Source organism: Bacillus cereus group sp. MYBK79-1, from assembly GCF_051915365.1.
Lineage (GTDB): Bacteria > Bacillota > Bacilli > Bacillales > Bacillaceae_G > Bacillus_A.
Genome location: NZ_JBQAEO010000007.1, coordinates 50024 through 66838, shown reverse-complemented (window position 1 = coordinate 66838; position 16815 = coordinate 50024). Strand labels below are relative to the sequence as shown.

The window sequence follows — 16815 nt, the reverse complement described above, 5'->3', positions numbered from 1 at the left end:
TCTTTTTTGTATTAAGATTCTGTTGTAACAACATTTCCATCTGCGTGAGGTGTATCTCCTCCGGTATTTTGTTGTTGCTCTTGCTCTTGTTTTTGTTGTTCTTCTTCAGCTTTCTTTTTGGCAGCCTCTTCTTCAGCTTTCTTTCTAGCAGCTTCTTCTTCGGCTTTCTTTCTAGCAGCTTCTTCTTCAGCAGCCTTTTTCTGAGCTTCTTCTTGTTGTTTACGTTGTTGTTCTTGTTGCTGCTCTTGTTGTTTACGTTGTTCTTCAGCAGCCTTTTTCTGAGCTTCTTCTTGTTTTAATTTATCTTCATTAGCTTTTTTCTGAGCGTCCTCATCAGCTTTCTTTTTAGCAGCTTCTTCTTCGGCTTTCTTTTTGGCAGCCTCTTCTTCAGCTTTCTTCGCATCTGGAGTTCCGCCTGGTGCAGTGAAGGATGCTCCAATTGCTGGGCTTGTTCCAGTACCTTTTTTCGCTACTACGGAGAAACTATAAGTAACGCCTGGTTTAATACCACCAAGAGTAGCTGTTGTACCTTTTATTGATAAACTACCACTTGAACCGTCAGTCGCTTTATAGCTTGCTGCATACGCATCAACTGCTGCTGGTCCAGACCAGTTTAGTGTAACTGTGCTAGCGCCATCGAAAGTGACATTAAGACCACTAGGTGCATCTACTTTAATTTGTTTAATTGCATCTTTCTTAGCACCTTTTACGTACAATTCACCATTTAGTTCTTGTACAGAAGAAGGGCGTTCGAAACGAGATTTATCTGTAGCGAATTTGCTCATCATTATTTGGAACATTTGCTGTGCAATTCTAGTATAACGATCACTAATGTAGTTTTCTGGGCCATTTTTTTCGTAACCATTCCATACTGCCATTGTATATTGCGGTGTATATCCAGCGAACCAGCTATCTCTGTTTGCATCAGCTGGAATACCATATTTTTTTATAACGTCTTCGTCAAAGTTTTGTGTTCCTGTTTTACCGGCAACATCCACACCTGAAACGTATGCTGTTGGACCAGTACCACCAGAACCTGGTTTTACTACGTCACGAAGAACGTCAGTCACCATGTAAGCTGTGTAGTCGTGCATTGCACGTTGTTCTTTCGGTTTAAAGTTTTTCTTTTTCCCATCTGGGAAGATGACTTCTTTTACGAAGTGAGGCTTATTATACACACCGTCATTGCCAAATGCGGCATATGCCCCAGCTACTTGTAATGGAGAACTATCGTTACTACCAATTGCTGTTGATTCAAATGTTTTGCCGTCTTTAAATGTCATGCCCAAGCCTTCAGCAAACGCTTGTGACTTAGGAAGACCAACCGCTTGAGCTGTTTTTAAAGCTGGAATGTTTAATGATTTTTTCAGTGCTTCACGTAGTGAAACGTCACCTTTATAACTATTTGTTGCATTTCGTATTTTCTTACCATTGGAATACGTATACTCTGAGTCATTTAATTGATGGTATGTAGACCATTGTAAATTCTCAATTGCCGGACCATAGTCGAAAATTGGTTTCATTGTGGAACCAACTTGGCGTTTTAAATCAGTGGCCATATTATGACCTTTGAAAGTAGACTTACTTTCTTTACGCCCAGCTCCAATTGCTCGAACTTCTCCAGATTGTGTATCCATAAATACGAATGATCCTTGGAATTGATCGTTTGGATACTTAATAAGATTGCCATCCATAATTTTTTCAGCATAATCTTGAGCATCTTGATCTAGTGTTGTATGAATCGTTAAACCGTCAGAACCGATATTTACATCAGGATATTCTTTTTCTACTTCTTTTACAACCGCATCTAAAAATGCTTGATACTTCATCTCTGTTACTTCTGAAGATGGCTGAAGGCCCTCAGTTACAGAGATTTTCATTGCGTTATTCATTTCATCTTTTGTTATATAACCATGTCGATTCATTAATGATAATACGACGTTACGACGTTGTGTAGCTCGTTCAACGTTGTCTTGTTTTGTTGGATCATAAATATTAGGACCTTGGGGTAAGCCTGCAAGCATTGCAGCTTCATGTAACTGTAAGTCTTTTAAATCTTTGTCATAATATTTTTTGGCTGCTGTTGCGATACCGTACGAACGGTTACCTAAGTTAATCTTATTTAAGTACATTTCTAAAATCTCATGTTTAGAATATTGTTGCTCTAATTTGTAAGATAGGTACCATTCTTGCACTTTTCTCTTTGCAGTTTTGTCCATCGTTAGAAAATAGTTTTTGACTACTTGTTGTGTAATCGTACTACCACCTTGAGATCCGAAACCTCCAGTGACATTTTCCATAACTGCTTTTGTAGTTCGTTTAAAATCAATTCCATTATGATCATAGAAACGTGAATCCTCAGTTGCAAGGAATGCACTTTCAACTACTTTTGGAATTTGATCATACGTAACGTGGGTTCGTTTTTCAGCACCGTATTCATAGAAAAAGTTCCCATTCTTATCAAGAAACTTTGTTGATAAAGGATTGACAAGTTTTGATTTGTCTAATTTTGGAGCATCCTTTACCATAACAAAGAAAGCGGAAACGCTAGCTACAAGACCAACGATACCAAGAAGTAGACAACCTATAAGGAATTTTTTAAAAAAGGAGCCTTTTTTCTTTGGTTTTTTCTCTGTATTTGTTTCTTGCTTTTGATTTTTTACATGATTTCGTTCTGTACGAGAACGATAATTATCTGACATTATACTTTCTCCTACCTTTCATTCTCTCCCCAAAAGTCGAAAAAAGAGCCTTAGTGATGACTCTATCACGAAAAATAAACCGTGTCTAGTACACGGATATAATCAATCCGAGGGTGATAACCGCATGATAATAAAGATCCATGCTCTTCTATTTCTTCTTTCGTAATCGATTTTCGTCCACCAGTATTTTGACGCTTCCAAAATGCAATAATATGTTTTGCATCTAATAAATAAAGTTCATCAAAAAGTGTAAATTTAATAATAACAAATGCAATTCCATTATGAGCGATTACTTGCTTCATATGTTCAATTTGATGAAGGTGGAAGTTTTGAAGTGGAAAGCTGGTTTTATTTTTTGTCTCTTTCGCTTCAAAATCGATGTATTTCCCTTTATATACACCGTTGTAATCTGTTGTAGAAGGTTGTTTAAAATACGCTTCTTTTACCACTGCAGCACTTCGAGCGGGGTAATCTACTTTTACAATTTGAAGAGGTGTAGGTTTTTTATGTACGCATGCAATATTATGGGTTAAGTAATATTCATTCGTTTCATTTAATTCCTCTTCAAGGGACATACCTCTATTACTATAAGTATGTTTTTTAATTGGTGTTTTATGAGGTTGTGAAGCTTGATTGTACCGTTTTCCATTTGGGTAACGAATGGTCATATTTTGTCCACTCCCAACTTGCTAAGAATTACTTACAAAGGTGATTATAACAAAAAAATGAAAAAAGATGTGACCTTTTTGAAGAAAGGTATGATGACTTGTACATGTTTACATGGAATGATTATAGAGAAATTAAGCAATATCGTAAAAATATGGAATGTACAGACGAAGAAAAAACAATCGTCTACAACATGAAGAGGGAAATAAAAATAGCGAATAGGGACAATATTTCTCGAACACAGTCTTATCAAGACTACTATGAAAGAAATAGTGAAGTTAGGTGGGCCTTTTTAGCGAGTATGGTCTCGAGAAATGCGGGATGGAATATGACTGATTTAAAAGGGAGGTATTATGCTCCTGTTTTGCCTCAAACAGTAAAAAAACATTTGTTTTTGACGTATGAACAAGCGAATTGGATTATTTTTTTAGATGCTTTTCCGCAGCTATTGTTATACGAAGAAAGTAAGAGGAGGCAGGTACCACTATTCTATTTGTTACAATATTTCAACGTGTCAATTTTTATGGAAAAAGAATGGATATATTTTTGGGAGAAAAAAGATATAAATAGGCTCATGACAGCGCTTATTATAAATGAACAAAATAAAATTCAAAAACCAATTATTGAGAATGCATATTTTAAAAAACATGTATTTCATACAGCGCTTTTTAAATTGCAAGAAATACTTCATGTTAGCGCGGTTATTTTTCCAACCATTGAAGGGAGTATGTATGGTTTTTCAGTTTATCAATTTGAAACATTACAAAAGCGTATAGAATTAGGAAAGAAATTAGCGGAGTTACTATTTCATCCGAATTACAAAAGTTTATTCCATAGGTTTGCATTACAAACTATACACACAGGATCAAGAACAGATTATGAATGTTATGTAAGAGAAGCTAGAAAATCTTGTACGCCAGCCCTTAGAGAGGTTTATCCTGTCGTTGCACATAAGGAAATAAGTATGAGAGATTGGTTTTGTAGAGATACGGAAATAAATGAGCTGTTTTTACTGGAAGAGTATAAGGGGGAAGTTGATATAACAGAATGGTATAAAAGAAAGAGGGAGCAAATCTATGTTGCTTCTATCGTAAATCGTTTTGTTAAAAGGATGGATGAGTTCGTGATATAATAAAAAAGAAGTCCCATCTTCATAAATGAAGACGGGACTTCTTAATGTGAAGTAATCCTGCCGTGTATGCTAAGAATTTAATCTCAAAACTTAATGAAGATAAGAGATTAAGGATGCTTCAGAAATTAGCGTTTTGTAAAAGCGCTAAAGTCTTACTTTATCCCGCTATTTGCCGGGTAGTAAGACCCACGTCTCAAAATTCAGTGAAAGCAAAGAATTTAGGTGGGGATCAACTGCCCGTAAAAGCCCGATTGGTGAAGGTTAATAATCAGTGGGGATGAACAAAATCCCCGCTGATTAAAGTTTCACTTTATGTAGCAGGGAAGTTTGGACCATCTAACTTTGGATTACCAGTTTCGGGTTTATTTTGTTTGTTTTGTTTTTTCTTTTTTTCGTTTTTGTTCTTTGCCATTTTCATACACCTCCTTTTTGTATTGTTACCATTTCTATAAATGACATACAAAATGATTTCTTTGACGAATAACAACTAGTTTTGTCATGTGAGCAGGAGTGAAGAGTCATTCGGCGAAATTACATGACAAAGGAAAAGCAAAGAAGGGGGCGTTTTGTATATGGCGATGGTTCAGAAAGAAGATGTAATGAAAACAATGGATCAAATGTTAAGTTCTCTCGATTTGCTGGAAATGAATATAGGGATTAGAATGAATCATGCATTGAAGGATACGAGTGAAAAAATATGTAATAAGATAGAAATAACAGAAATGCATATTGAGCATATGGAAAATAAATTAGTGCATCACGAAGAAAAAGGGAATTGGGTGAAGGCATTTCAAAACGTCGTAGTGAGTGCATAATAAGGTGGGAATAAAATGAAGTATGAAGCATTAATACAATCTTCAGAAAAACTCATGCAGTATAATAATGAAGCGAATGTGAAAAAAAGAGAAATGATTGAGTACGATTTTTATAAGGATATGAAACCATTTGTAGATATGGTAGATGAGGAATTAAAAGTGTGGAAAGAATTAGCTTATAAATGGATTAAGGAAGAAAAACCGAAGTATATACATGTGCAGCAAATTGATCAAGTGTACGATAATTTACAGACAAATGTGTTGCAATGTTTTGTAAATAAAGGTAAAGGTAAGCGATTCTTTGAAACACATCAAGCCATTTCGTATACTTTGCAAAATATAATTGAGCAATGTAAGTAACAAGAGGGGAAACCCTCTTGTTTTTTTATGCTTCTGTCATTGTTGTAGGCTTTGTTGCACCGTTTATTTCTAATTCTTTTATTAATGTTCGGTAATCTGAAATGCAGATTTTTCCTTCGAGATACCAATGTCTCGCAAAGTCTAACAATTCATTTACATTCTCTGTGTAATACCCCTTTTTTTGAGAAAACGCTTGTTTTAAATCCCCTAATACCATGTTGATTCCTCCCCCATGAGAATCTTCTTCTTTATTATCATAGCATGGAAGGGTTTTCTTTTTTAATTTTTTAAAAATTTAAACTTCCGACAAAAATAGACAGATACTCCGTCACACAAATTATTTTACAAGTACATATTATATATGTAGAAACTTATGTGAAGGAGGAGAGAATGCATGTTTCAACAATCTAACGTATATCAGCAAGCTAATCCATATACACAGCAAAATATGTACCAATATAATACGGATACATATTTACGGTATAATATGTATCCTTTCGAGCCTCATTATGGAAATCAAAATTATTACCAGCCATTTGAAGTGTCGTTTATGAATCAACAGCAACAGCAACCTTATATAAATCAACAACAGCAACAGCAACAACCCTATATAAATCAACAACAGCAACCTTATATGAATTCACAATACTATATGCCACCACCATCTCCCTATGGAAATCAACAAGCGATGTTTTATCCACCAAAACAACCGTACCCGACGCAGAATAAACAAAAACAACAACAGCAACCGAGTCAATTTTCTAGTTTTGTTTCCCAATTTAAAAACTCAGATGGTAACTATGATGTAAATAAAATGATGAATACAGCTGGACAAATGATGAATGCGATGAACCAAGTGACAGGTATTGTAAAGCAAGTTGGAGGTTTTTTTGGTAAGTAATCGTAGGGGGTTGTCTATAAAAGCATTACGCATAAAGCAGAAGACTAGACAAATTTCCTTGTAATAAATGGGTATATATAACAAACGGCTTTCCCTCTTTTCTCATATTGTAAAGTGTAGTCAGATTTTTTTAACGAGAGAGGAGAGAAAAAACTATGCATCATTGTCATCCTTGTTTTGGAGGGCATAAGCCTGTAGGACCTATTTGTACAACTGCTCCTGTCATTCATCCGACGAAACAGTGTGTAACACATTCTTTTTCAACAACGGTGGTGCCACACATTTTCCCAACCCATACAACACATGTACACCATCAACAAATTAAAAACCAAAACTTCTTCCCACAAACAAACTCGAACGTAAATGTTGTAGACCCGGGTGATCCAGGATCTGTTGGTGGATTTGGCGGCGGCTGTGGACCATGTGGTCATGGCCACCATCATCACCACGGTCATCAAGTATCTCCATTTGGACCAGGACCAAACGTGTCACCATTTGGGCCAGGACCAAATGTATCACCATTTTTACCAAACAATGTATCACCAGTAGGTCCGAATATTGGACCTAACGTTGGTGGAATATTTAAAAAGTAAATGATATGTTAGAACTAGCGAAATGCTAGTTCTTTTTTTGTAATTGGAGTGTTGATATGAAAGTTATTGCTGTAACGGGATATAAGCCATTTGAACTTGGAATATTTAAAAATGATCATCCAGGGGTGGAATGTATAAAAAAGGCATTGCACCGAAAATTAATTACTTTTGTAGAAGAAGGTTTGGAATGGGTGATAATAAGTGGGCAGTTAGGGGTCGAATTATGGGCTGCTGAAGTTGTTTTTGAAATTCAAGTAGAATATCCAGATTTAAAATTAGCGGTATTTACTCCGTTTTTAGAACAAGAAGAAAGCTGGAAGGAAGATAACCGTGAATATTACGAATTTATTCTCTCTCAAGCAGACCATATTGATAGTATTACGAAACGGAAGTACGAAAGCCCAGAGCAATTTAAATTAAAAAATCAATTTTTTATTGAAAAAAGTGATGCACTTTTAGCTGTATATGATGAAGAAAAACCAGGGAGTCCTAAATATATTGTAGAAGCAGCAAAGAAAAAAGGAGAAATAGAAAATTATCACAGTTATTTCATTCTTTTTTCTGATTTACAAGATATAATAGAAGAGGAACAGTGGAATAATGCTGAGTAATATGTAATATAGTACTCGTATATATGATTGACAAAAGTCATTGTTTCTGAAAAAATTTAGGTAATGAAAGTTTTGGCAAAAATTTGAGGTGAAGAAAATGATTTCGGATAAAATTAAATTAACGGCGAAAGATATTTTAGAAAAAGAATTTAAAACAGGCATGAGAGGCTATCAACAAGAAGAAGTAGACAAGTTTCTTGATATGATCATTAAAGACTATGAAGCTTTCCACAAGGAGTTTGATCAATTAAAGCAACAAAATGCTCGTTTAAAGCGTGAATTAGAGGAACAAAAATTAGTAGCAACGCAAGTGCCACAACAACCAGTTGTACAAACACCAGTTGCACAACCTGTATATAACAACACGAATACGGACATTTTAAAACGTCTATCTAATTTAGAAAAAGCTGTATTTGGAAGTAAGTTATACGAATAATTTCTAGTGGTAAAAAGGTTAAAGCATTTTACATAGAAAAAAACATTGCAAAATCTTTTTGTTTCCACTATACTAATGGATGTCATAACGTTTGGGTAATCGCTGCAACGCCAACGTTGTAGAGGAAAGTCCATGCTCGCACGGCCTGAGATGGCTGTAGTGTTCGTGCCTAGCCAATTCATAAGCTAGGGTATTCTGGCTGTAAGGCTGGTTTAACGGCAGGGAAAAAACCTAAGTCCTTTCGGATATGGTTTGACTACCTTTAAAGTGCCACAGTGACGAAGTCCTTGAAGAAATGATAGGAGTGGAACGAGGTAAACCCCACGAGCGAGAAACCCAAATAATGGTAGGGGAATCTTTTCCAAGGAAATGAACGATGGGAAAGGACAGGTTGTATAACCTGTAGATAGATGATTGCCACCGGAGTACGAGGCGTGGGCCGTTTGCAGTACAAAGGAACAGAACATGGCTTACAGAACGTTATGAACCAACTATGAAATAACTCAGCTCTCCTTTGTTAGAGGAGGGCTTTTTATTTGTATGAAGTTATAAATTATGAGTTAAAATGGTTAATGAGAAAATTCTTCGTAAAATGTAATGGTTAATAGGACAAATTGCTATTAATTATTGTTTAACTATACATAAGAGGTGAATGCAAATGGGAAAAGTTACTTTAATTGCAACAGCGGCAATGGGTATTGAATCGTTAGTTGCCCGAGAAGTTCGTGATCTTGGTTATGAATGCCAAGTGGAAAACAGCAAAGTAACATTTGAAGCAGATGAAAAGGCGATTTGTCGCACGAACTTATGGTTACGTACTGCGGACCGTGTGAAAATTAAAGTTGGCGAATTCAAAGCGACAACATTTGATGAGCTGTTTGAAAAAACGAAAGCATTAAACTGGGGAGATTATATTCCAGAGAACGGAGAGTTCCCTGTAATTGGTAAATCGTTAAAATCTGAGTTGTTCAGTGTTTCAGATTGCCAACGTATCGTTAAAAAAGCTGTCGTTGAAAAATTAAAAACAACATATAAACGTACAACTTGGTTTGAAGAAGATGGTCCGTTATTCCGTATTGAGATCGCAATGCTCAAGGATATTGCAACATTAACAATTGATGCAAGTGGTGTTGGACTTCATAAACGTGGATACCGTATGGATCAAGGGGAAGCCCCATTAAAAGAAACATTGGCTGCGTCTTTAATTAAGTTAACAAACTGGAAGCCGGATCGTCCTTTCGTGGATCCTTTCTGTGGATCAGGTACAATTCCGATTGAAGCAGCATTAATTGGACAAAATATTGCACCAGGATTTAACCGTGGCTTCGCATCAGATGAGTGGGGCTGGGTTGGTAAACAAAACTGGCGTGAAGCTCGTCAAGAAGCTGAAGATTTAGCGAATTATAATCAACCACTACAAATCATTGGATCAGATATCGATCATCGTATGATCCGAGTTGCTCAAGACAACGCTGAAGAAGTAGGTTTGGGTGATTTAATCACATTTAAACAAATGCAAGTAAAAGATTTCACGACAAAAGAGGATTATGGATATGTTGTAACGAATCCTCCATACGGAGAACGTTTAAGTGAAAAAGCACTCGTTGAACAATTGTACAAAGAAATGGGACAAGTATTCCGCCCATTAGACACATGGTCAGCGTATGTATTAACAAGCTACGAAGCATTTGAAAAGTGTTATGGAAAAGATGCATCGAAGAAACGTAAACTATTTAATGGATTTATCCGTACAGATTACTACCAATACTTCGGAAAACGTCCACCGCGTAATTCATAGTATAAAACTCCTCCAGCGCGCATATACTGGCTATTATGTAATGCGTAAAGGAGGACGTGATATGGATAGTTTCCAATTATCGATGATTCAAAAAGCTATTCATCGTACGTATGATGAGATCGGAAAAGAAGTGGATAGCCAAGGTGCGATTGTAGATGAAATACAAAAAGCACAAGAAGAATATTTGTCAGCTCTTTCACACGAAACAGCGATTGATAAACGGTATTTAAAGTCATTAATATAGAAAAAAATTTTCCTTTTTCGAAAGGAAAATTTTTTTTCGTGTATTTCTATGTATGGCAACAGGGGAAAGTGGCTGCACACATATGAGTAGCAGTTGCTATATCTTTTTATAGAAAAACTTTTTGGTTGGAGGCTAAGGATGTTTACTGAGAAGAGATTACCATTTGAAGTAGGAAAACAAGATAATTTTTATGATAAGTTGAATGAATGGATTGGAGATGTGTTTTACGATATCCTTCCGGAAAAAGGCTTTGAAGAGCGTGATGAACAAATTTTTATGGCGTTTCAATTAGAGCGTGCTTTCCAAGAAAAGAAAGTAATGTTCGCAGAAGCGGGTGTAGGGACAGGGAAAACAATTGTATATCTTCTATATGCAATTTGCTATGCGCGTTATACTGGAAAACCAGCTATTATCGCTTGTGCTGATGAAACGTTAATTGAGCAGCTTGTGAAAGAAGAAGGGGACATTGCTAAGTTATCTGAAGCATTAGGACTATCTGTTGATGTTAGACTTGCGAAATCAATGGATAATTATTTATGTTTACGTAAACTTGAAGATGTTATGAGTGGACGAGCTCCAGAAGTAATTGAAGATGTATACTACGAATTACCACAGTTTGTATTCGATCATGGTACGATGCAAAACTTTACTCACTACGGTGACAGAAAAGAATTTCCGCTTTTAAATGATGAGGAATGGTCAAAAGTAAATTGGGATTATTTCCAAGATTGCTTCACTTGTGATTCTCGTCATCGTTGTGGTCAAACTCTTTCTCGTGAACATTATCGTAAAGCGGCAGATTTAATTATTTGTTCTCAAGATTTCTACATGGATCATATTTGGACGTACGATGCTCGTAAGCGTGAAGGGCAAATTCCGTTATTACCTGAAAGTAGCTGCGTTGTATTCGATGAAGGACATCTTGTAGAATATGCAGCTCAAAAAGCTTTAACATATCGTTTAAAGCAAACGATGATGGAGCAACTTTTAACGAGATTATTGCAAAATGATATTCGTGAAGAGTTTGCGCATTTAGTAGAAGAAACAATTTGGCAAACAGAGCGATTCTTTGATGTGTTACAAGAAAACAAAAAGGAAATCGCCGGTTCTGATCGTTTAGAAATTACTGTGACAGAAAAAGTAACAGCTGAAGCGAATAGACTTTATGCGAAAATTGGTGAAGTCGGTGATGCATTAGTATTTGAAAGTGAAATGCATACAGTAAACACGTATGATTTAAATATCGTTGATGAACATTTAGATGTGTTAGAACATTCACTTCGTCTGTTCATGCATGAGAAAAATGTAATTACATGGGGTGAAGAAGGTGATGGAGCCTTCACGTTAGTGATTATGCCACGTGCAGTTGAAGAAGTATTACAAGAGAAAGTATTCTCGAAGAAAATCCCGTATATTTTCTCTTCGGCTACACTATCTAACAACGATTCATTCGCATTTACAGCAAATAGCCTAGGGGTAAAAGATTACTTATCATTCTCAGTTGCCTCACCGTTTGATTATGAGGAGCAAATGGCAGTAAACTTACTATCGCATACGAAAGAAAATGAATGGGAAAGAAAGTGTCAATATACACTTGAAAATATCCAGAAAACAAATGGACGTACACTTGTATTATTCCGTACAACGCAAGAACTTGCAGCGTTTAAAGAATATGTAAGTAAAGAACAAATGTCCGTTCCGTTCCTATATGAAGGGGATCAAGAAATTAGTCAGCTTGTTTCTCGTTTCCAAAATGAAGAAGAGACTGTGCTTTGTGCCGTTCATTTATGGGAAGGTTTAGATATTCCTGGTTCATCATTATCACATGTTATCATTTGGTCATTACCATTCCCTCCAAACGATCCTGTGTTTGAAGCGAAGCGTAAACATGTAAATGATCCATTCTGGGATGTAGATGTACCATATATGATTTTACGTCTTCGTCAAGGAATTGGACGTTTAATTCGTACGAGCGATGATAAAGGTGCTATATCAATCTTCTTATCTCATACAGAAGATGAGAAAGTGATAGAAGCGGTGAAAAACGTACTACCAGTAGAAGGTAAAGAATTATAAGGAGAAAGCTTGGCGCTTGCCAAGCTTTTTTTCTATTATAAAAGGAATTTAAATTTCCATGTCGAATTAAGTTTGAGGTAGAAAAGGGAGGTTTTATAGGATGACAGTAGCTACATATGAAGTAGAAAAACAATTTTTAACATATGTGAAGAAGATACAAAATTATGGGGAAGCATTAAGCTTAATGTTTTGGGACTTAAGAACAGGTGCGCCTAAAAAAGGTGTAGACCAGCGTTCAGAAGTAATTGGTATGCTTTCATCAGAAGTATTTGTAATGTCGACTTCAGATGAGATGGGGAATTATTTAACAGAACTTGAAGCTTTAATACGTGAAGATAAACTTTCTGAAACGACGAAGAAAATGGTTGAAGAGTGTCGTAAAGAATATGATAGAAATAAGAAAATTCCACAAGCAGAATATGAAGCGTATGTGAAATTAGAAGCGAAAGCGGAGAGTGTGTGGGAAGAAGCTCGTGAAAAATCTGATTTCGAAATGTTCCGTCCGTATTTAGAACAAATAGTTGAATTTAAAAAGAAATTTATTACATATTGGGGTTACGAAACATATAAATATAATACATTATTAGACATGTATGAGCCGGGTATTACAGTAGAAGTGTTAGATCACGTATTTGGTCAACTTCGTGAGCGTATCGTTCCGCTCGTAAAAGAAATATCCGAATCGCAAAAGAGATTAAAGACAAGTGCTTTATCAGAAAATTTTTCAAAAGAAAAACAAAAAAACTTTACGTTAGAGCTATTAAAGCAATTGAATTATGACTTTGAAGCAGGTCGTCTTGATGAAACGGTACATCCATTTGAGATTACATTAAATAGAGGGGACGTTCGTATTACAACACGCTATGATGAAAAAGATTTCCGTATGGCAGTGTTTGGAACAATTCATGAATGTGGCCATGCTGTATATGAACAAAATATTGCAGAGAAATTTGAAGGTACACCGCTATGTAGTGGAACTTCTATGGGTATTCATGAGTCACAATCATTATTCTTTGAGAACTTTATCGGTCGTAATAAATCATTCTGGAAGAAAAATTATGATTTATTAAAAGAGTATAGCGATGGTCAATTCAATGATATATCAGTAGATGAGTTTTATGATGCGATTAACGAATCGAAGCCATCGTTCATTCGTATAGAAGCAGATGAGCTTACATATTCGCTTCACGTCATGGTTCGTTATGAACTTGAGAAAGAATTATTTGATGGTACATTACAAGTGAAGGATTTGCCAGCGGCTTGGAATGATAAGATGGAAGCATATTTAGGAATTCGTCCGGAAAGCGATGCACAAGGTGTATTGCAAGATGTTCACTGGGCTGGTGGTTCATTTGGATACTTCCCATCTTATGCGCTTGGTTATATGTATGCAGCGCAATTTAAGCAAAGAATGTTAAAAGACATTCCGAACTTTGATGCATTATTAGAAGAAGGAAACGTAACACCAATTCGTGAATGGCTAACAGAAAATATTCACCAATACGGTAAAACGAAAAAGCCACTTGAAATTTTAGAAGATGTGACAGGTGAAGGATTAAATGCAAACTACTTAGCAGATTATTTAGAAGCGAAGTATAAAGAAATTTATGAGTTATAAAAAAGAGCTGCTTAATTGCAGCTCTTTTTTAAAGGGGATAGAAGAATGAAGTATACATATACAGTAATGACGCAAGAAGAAGCAGAAGAAATTGCATATAACTGGCATTATGAAGGGGAATATTCCTTTTACGATATAGAGGCAGATGAAGAAGATTTAGCTGAGTTTTTACATGATGAAAGTAGAGGGAATCATACATTTTCTGTAAATGAAGATGGCATTCTCATTGGATTTTTTACTGTTTATAAAATAAGTGATGGAACGGTTGATATAGGTCTTGGAATGAGACCTGATATAACTGGAAATGGATTTGGTTTACAGTTCGTAAATGCTGGGCTAGCTTTTAGTAAAGAAAAATACGGATGCAATTATATAACGTTATCAGTAGCGACATTTAATAAAAGAGCTATTAAAGTATATAAAAGGGCAGGATTTGAAGTAGTTGGAACTTTTATACAGAAGACGAATGGTAGCTGTTTTGAGTTTTTGAAAATGAATTATATATGTGAAAAATAACAAAAAACAGAAGAGGGTTCTTCTGTTTTTTGCAACTTCATTAACTTTCAGTTGATAGCATGTGTACAGCTATTTCATGCATGTCTTTCAAACCTGACACTTGAGCGTATTCAGCAACAGTAATACTACTCGTTGTTAGAAGTTCAATAATATGTTCATCCATTCTTGACCAAGTTTTACCGCCAGCGTTGTCATAAGAGTGAATTAACTTTGTTAGTCCATCCTTTCCAAAGAGTAGATAATGCGATGTGAAATCTATAGATACATCACCTATCCCTACTTCTGTCCAATCGATTAAGCCAGTTACCTTATTTTTATTATCAATCAGGATATGACCTGGATGGATATCCCCATGCTTTACTCCTACGTGAGATGGCCAAAAAGAGTCTTCAGCTAGCCATGCTTGCCAACGATCCCATAAGTTTTGATTGATGTGGTATTGTTCCTTCACTCGATTCATCCTTTGTTTCATAGAAGTTCTTAATTCATTAGCAGTAAGAATTTCAACACCTATATTATTAAATTTTTGCTGAGGTAATGAGTGTAAATTCGCTAGAACTTTTCCTAAGGAAATATAGTATTCAGTTGGTACATCCTTTTCGTTAAAGGTCCATATATAACTTTGTTGTTCTATATCGATAGTAGCGGCAGGAATACCACTTAGTTGTTTATAAGCAATTAGTTCCTTAGAAAATATAGACCAATCAGGAACTTGGAATTCTGCATGTTTTTTCATGATTTCTAATGCTTCTTTTTCACGTAGAGCATGTCTCATAGATTCTCGTCTACGAGGAATTCGTAGTATCCATTTATCCCCGTTTTGTTCTGTAACGTGTGCTACTTGAAAGTCAACGCCAGATTCATTGATTTCTATTGAATCTTCTAATATATTTAGACCTTCCTGATTTGCTAATTGTTTCACTTTAAGTGTATTCATTTTTATTTCCTCCAAATGTTTATTTTGATTTCAATGTTTTCATACGTTTTCTGTTACGAATTGTTTCTAACTACATCCATATGATTAAAGTAGCGAGATATAAGAAAATGTAATCATAAAAAAACCACAGACGGGCTTCTGTCTGTGGTTAAGAGTAAACGAGGATATAATGAATAAACGTCTCTCTTTGTATGAAAAAATATACGAAAAAAAGACAGATGTATATCTGCCTTTCTTCATGTGGAAAGTGTATTCTTCCGTTGAAGATTATTAAAAATGTGCAGACTAATCCCGTTTACTCTGCTTTATGAAAACAGAGCCTTTGAACGTATTAAGTTACTTATTGTTCAAAGTTTGCTGACGTAGTCTTCCTGCATGCATCATCTTTAACAATCCTCCTTTTAATAGTATAGTGTTACTATACTTTGTTTATAAGTAAACATCAACAAAAAATACTAGATGTAATATGTAAAAACGAATGAAATACAAATTTACATTCGGAAAATAGAAAAAGGATGTTTGCTTTTATAATTGGAAGCTTTGGATTTGAATTAGTAGCAAATAGTAATTTTAGCAAGGAAGGTAGAGGTAAGCATGGTTATAATTAAAACGAAAAATGAAATAGATTTAATGCACGAATCTGGGAAGTTACTTGCTTCATGTCATAGGGAAATTGCGAAAATGATGAAACCAGGTATTACGACAAAAGAAATTAATACGTTTGTTGAAGCATATTTAGAAAAGCATGGTGCAATATCTCAGCAGAAAGGATATAACGGGTATCCATATGCGATATGTGCATCTATAAACGATGAAATGTGTCATGGATTTCCGGTGGATGTACCTTTAACTGAGGGCGATATTGTAACAATTGACATAGTAGTAAACTTAAATGGTGGTCTTTCGGATTCTGCTTGGACGTATAGAGTTGGAAATGTTTCAGAAGAAGCAGAAAGGTTATTGTTAGTAGCTGAGAATGCATTGTATAAAGGAATTGATCAGGCGGTAATCGGTAATCATGTTGGAGATATTGGCTATGCAATTGAAAGTTACGTAGCAAATGAAGGCTTTTCTGTCGCAAGAGACTTTACGGGACATGGAATTGGTAAAGAGATTCATGAAGAACCAGCAATTTTTCATTTTGGGAAGAAAGGGCAAGGGCCTGAGCTGCAAGAAGGAATGGTCATTACAATTGAGCCAATTGTAAATGTAGGTATGCGATATTCGAAAGTAGATTTAAATGGATGGGCTGCAAGAACGATGGACGGGAAATTATCAGCGCAATATGAGCATACAATTGCGATTACAAAAGATGGGCCAATTGTTTTAACGACGCTTTGAAATAATATGTAAGAGTTTACAAAACTCGAACGAAAATGATGTTTTGATAAAATTTGTACGTGTTTTGTT

18 protein-coding genes and 1 other RNA gene are annotated in these 16815 nt (G+C 35.5%); 14 read left to right on the top strand and 5 right to left on the bottom strand.

The genetic code is table 11. The annotated features are described in order from the left end of the window. Positions 1–11: 11 nt before the first annotated feature. Both ACTFOB_RS13650 and recU read right to left on the bottom strand, forming a co-directional pair. Entirely contained in the window at positions 12–2702 is a 2691-nt protein-coding gene (locus ACTFOB_RS13650) for a PBP1A family penicillin-binding protein (protein WP_440025154.1), read from the bottom strand. A 65-nt stretch (positions 2703–2767) separates the two neighbouring features. Then, positions 2768–3370 carry a Holliday junction resolvase RecU gene (gene recU / locus ACTFOB_RS13645; RefSeq protein ID WP_270606207.1) on the bottom strand — a complete coding sequence of 201 codons (603 nt, stop codon included), beginning with the start codon at positions 3368–3370 and terminating at the stop codon, positions 2768–2770. A gap of 104 nt (positions 3371–3474) precedes the next feature. Between recU and ACTFOB_RS13640 the strand changes: the two genes are divergently transcribed. Next, a complete protein-coding gene (locus tag ACTFOB_RS13640) occupies positions 3475–4500 on the top strand; it encodes a DUF2515 domain-containing protein (RefSeq protein WP_440025152.1) in 1026 nt (341 codons plus the stop codon). A 310-nt stretch (positions 4501–4810) separates the two neighbouring features. On the opposite strand, the gene ACTFOB_RS13635 is transcribed toward ACTFOB_RS13640, so the two are convergent. Beyond that, on the bottom strand, positions 4811–4987 hold the full coding sequence (locus ACTFOB_RS13635; RefSeq protein ID WP_001982922.1) for a hypothetical protein: 177 nt from the start codon (positions 4985–4987) through the stop codon (positions 4811–4813). An 85-nt stretch (positions 4988–5072) separates the two neighbouring features. Between ACTFOB_RS13635 and ACTFOB_RS13630 the strand changes: the two genes are divergently transcribed. Next, positions 5073–5315 (top strand): hypothetical protein, encoded by a 243-nt coding sequence (locus ACTFOB_RS13630; protein WP_001252042.1) that lies wholly within the window; start codon positions 5073–5075, stop codon positions 5313–5315. Between the two features lie 15 nt (positions 5316–5330). Further along, entirely contained in the window at positions 5331–5675 is a 345-nt protein-coding gene (locus tag ACTFOB_RS13625) for a YppE family protein (protein ID WP_000872967.1), read from the top strand. A 25-nt stretch (positions 5676–5700) separates the two neighbouring features. Here the strand turns inward: ACTFOB_RS13625 and ACTFOB_RS13620 are convergent, their stop codons facing one another. Next, entirely contained in the window at positions 5701–5892 is a 192-nt protein-coding gene (locus ACTFOB_RS13620; RefSeq protein WP_000242661.1) for a YppF family protein, read from the bottom strand. A 177-nt stretch (positions 5893–6069) separates the two neighbouring features. Here ACTFOB_RS13620 and ACTFOB_RS13615 point away from each other — a divergent pair, with 177 nt between their 5' ends. The 10 genes from ACTFOB_RS13615 (at position 6070) to ACTFOB_RS13570 (ending at position 14468) form a co-directional block, all read left to right on the top strand. Further along, positions 6070–6576, top strand: a complete 507-nt coding sequence (locus ACTFOB_RS13615; protein ID WP_440025151.1) for a YppG family protein — start codon at positions 6070–6072, stop codon at positions 6574–6576. A 155-nt stretch (positions 6577–6731) separates the two neighbouring features. Beyond that, positions 6732–7169, top strand: a complete 438-nt coding sequence (locus tag ACTFOB_RS13610; RefSeq protein ID WP_151631047.1) for a CotD family spore coat protein — start codon at positions 6732–6734, stop codon at positions 7167–7169. A 56-nt stretch (positions 7170–7225) separates the two neighbouring features. Further along, complete coding sequence (locus tag ACTFOB_RS13605; protein ID WP_212956590.1) at positions 7226–7780, top strand: DUF1273 domain-containing protein; 555 nt, start codon at positions 7226–7228, stop codon at positions 7778–7780. A 97-nt stretch (positions 7781–7877) separates the two neighbouring features. After that, a complete protein-coding gene (gene gpsB, locus ACTFOB_RS13600) occupies positions 7878–8216 on the top strand; it encodes a cell division regulator GpsB (RefSeq protein ID WP_000622425.1) in 339 nt (112 codons plus the stop codon). Positions 8217–8303: 87 nt separating this feature from the next. Beyond that, an RNA gene (gene rnpB, locus ACTFOB_RS13595) (RNase P RNA component class B) lies at positions 8304–8694 on the top strand. A gap of 180 nt (positions 8695–8874) precedes the next feature. Beyond that, entirely contained in the window at positions 8875–10014 is a 1140-nt protein-coding gene (locus ACTFOB_RS13590) for a THUMP domain-containing class I SAM-dependent RNA methyltransferase (protein ID WP_000521238.1), read from the top strand. A gap of 61 nt (positions 10015–10075) precedes the next feature. Beyond that, positions 10076–10258, top strand: coding sequence for a DUF3921 domain-containing protein (locus ACTFOB_RS13585; protein ID WP_000376887.1), 183 nt, complete (start codon positions 10076–10078; stop codon positions 10256–10258). A gap of 138 nt (positions 10259–10396) precedes the next feature. Beyond that, a complete protein-coding gene (locus ACTFOB_RS13580) occupies positions 10397–12334 on the top strand; it encodes an ATP-dependent DNA helicase (protein WP_440025149.1) in 1938 nt (645 codons plus the stop codon). A gap of 100 nt (positions 12335–12434) precedes the next feature. Then, complete coding sequence (ypwA, locus tag ACTFOB_RS13575) at positions 12435–13952, top strand: carboxypeptidase (RefSeq protein WP_440025147.1); 1518 nt, start codon at positions 12435–12437, stop codon at positions 13950–13952. A 45-nt stretch (positions 13953–13997) separates the two neighbouring features. Further along, a complete protein-coding gene (locus tag ACTFOB_RS13570; protein WP_440025146.1) occupies positions 13998–14468 on the top strand; it encodes a GNAT family N-acetyltransferase in 471 nt (156 codons plus the stop codon). A 40-nt stretch (positions 14469–14508) separates the two neighbouring features. Here the strand turns inward: ACTFOB_RS13570 and mphL are convergent, their stop codons facing one another. Beyond that, positions 14509–15405: a macrolide 2'-phosphotransferase MphL gene (gene mphL, locus ACTFOB_RS13565; protein ID WP_440025144.1), complete on the bottom strand. Its 897-nt coding sequence runs from the start codon at positions 15403–15405 to the stop codon at positions 14509–14511. A 594-nt stretch (positions 15406–15999) separates the two neighbouring features. On the opposite strand from mphL, the gene ACTFOB_RS13560 reads away from it, so the two are divergent. Further along, entirely contained in the window at positions 16000–16746 is a 747-nt protein-coding gene (locus ACTFOB_RS13560; protein ID WP_440025142.1) for a type I methionyl aminopeptidase, read from the top strand. Positions 16747–16815 lie beyond the last annotated feature (69 nt).

What these genes read in the sequence shown, in the direction of transcription:
- ACTFOB_RS13640 (WP_440025152.1), top strand. Translation starts at nt 3,475, where the DNA reads ATGTTTACATGGAATGATTATAGAGAAATTAAGCAATATCGTAAAAAT.
- recU (WP_270606207.1), bottom strand. Translation starts at nt 3,370, where the DNA reads ATGACCATTCGTTACCCAAATGGAAAACGGTACAATCAAGCTTCACAA.
- ACTFOB_RS13580 (WP_440025149.1), top strand. Translation starts at nt 10,397, where the DNA reads ATGTTTACTGAGAAGAGATTACCATTTGAAGTAGGAAAACAAGATAAT.
- ypwA (WP_440025147.1), top strand. Translation starts at nt 12,435, where the DNA reads ATGACAGTAGCTACATATGAAGTAGAAAAACAATTTTTAACATATGTG.
- ACTFOB_RS13585 (WP_000376887.1), top strand. Translation starts at nt 10,076, where the DNA reads ATGGATAGTTTCCAATTATCGATGATTCAAAAAGCTATTCATCGTACG.
- ACTFOB_RS13590 (WP_000521238.1), top strand. Translation starts at nt 8,875, where the DNA reads ATGGGAAAAGTTACTTTAATTGCAACAGCGGCAATGGGTATTGAATCG.
- ACTFOB_RS13630 (WP_001252042.1), top strand. Translation starts at nt 5,073, where the DNA reads ATGGCGATGGTTCAGAAAGAAGATGTAATGAAAACAATGGATCAAATG.
- ACTFOB_RS13605 (WP_212956590.1), top strand. Translation starts at nt 7,226, where the DNA reads ATGAAAGTTATTGCTGTAACGGGATATAAGCCATTTGAACTTGGAATA.
- ACTFOB_RS13610 (WP_151631047.1), top strand. Translation starts at nt 6,732, where the DNA reads ATGCATCATTGTCATCCTTGTTTTGGAGGGCATAAGCCTGTAGGACCT.
- ACTFOB_RS13650 (WP_440025154.1), bottom strand. Translation starts at nt 2,702, where the DNA reads ATGTCAGATAATTATCGTTCTCGTACAGAACGAAATCATGTAAAAAAT.
- ACTFOB_RS13560 (WP_440025142.1), top strand. Translation starts at nt 16,000, where the DNA reads ATGGTTATAATTAAAACGAAAAATGAAATAGATTTAATGCACGAATCT.
- ACTFOB_RS13620 (WP_000242661.1), bottom strand. Translation starts at nt 5,892, where the DNA reads ATGGTATTAGGGGATTTAAAACAAGCGTTTTCTCAAAAAAAGGGGTAT.
- mphL (WP_440025144.1), bottom strand. Translation starts at nt 15,405, where the DNA reads ATGAATACACTTAAAGTGAAACAATTAGCAAATCAGGAAGGTCTAAAT.
- ACTFOB_RS13615 (WP_440025151.1), top strand. Translation starts at nt 6,070, where the DNA reads ATGTTTCAACAATCTAACGTATATCAGCAAGCTAATCCATATACACAG.
- gpsB (WP_000622425.1), top strand. Translation starts at nt 7,878, where the DNA reads ATGATTTCGGATAAAATTAAATTAACGGCGAAAGATATTTTAGAAAAA.
- ACTFOB_RS13625 (WP_000872967.1), top strand. Translation starts at nt 5,331, where the DNA reads ATGAAGTATGAAGCATTAATACAATCTTCAGAAAAACTCATGCAGTAT.
- ACTFOB_RS13570 (WP_440025146.1), top strand. Translation starts at nt 13,998, where the DNA reads ATGAAGTATACATATACAGTAATGACGCAAGAAGAAGCAGAAGAAATT.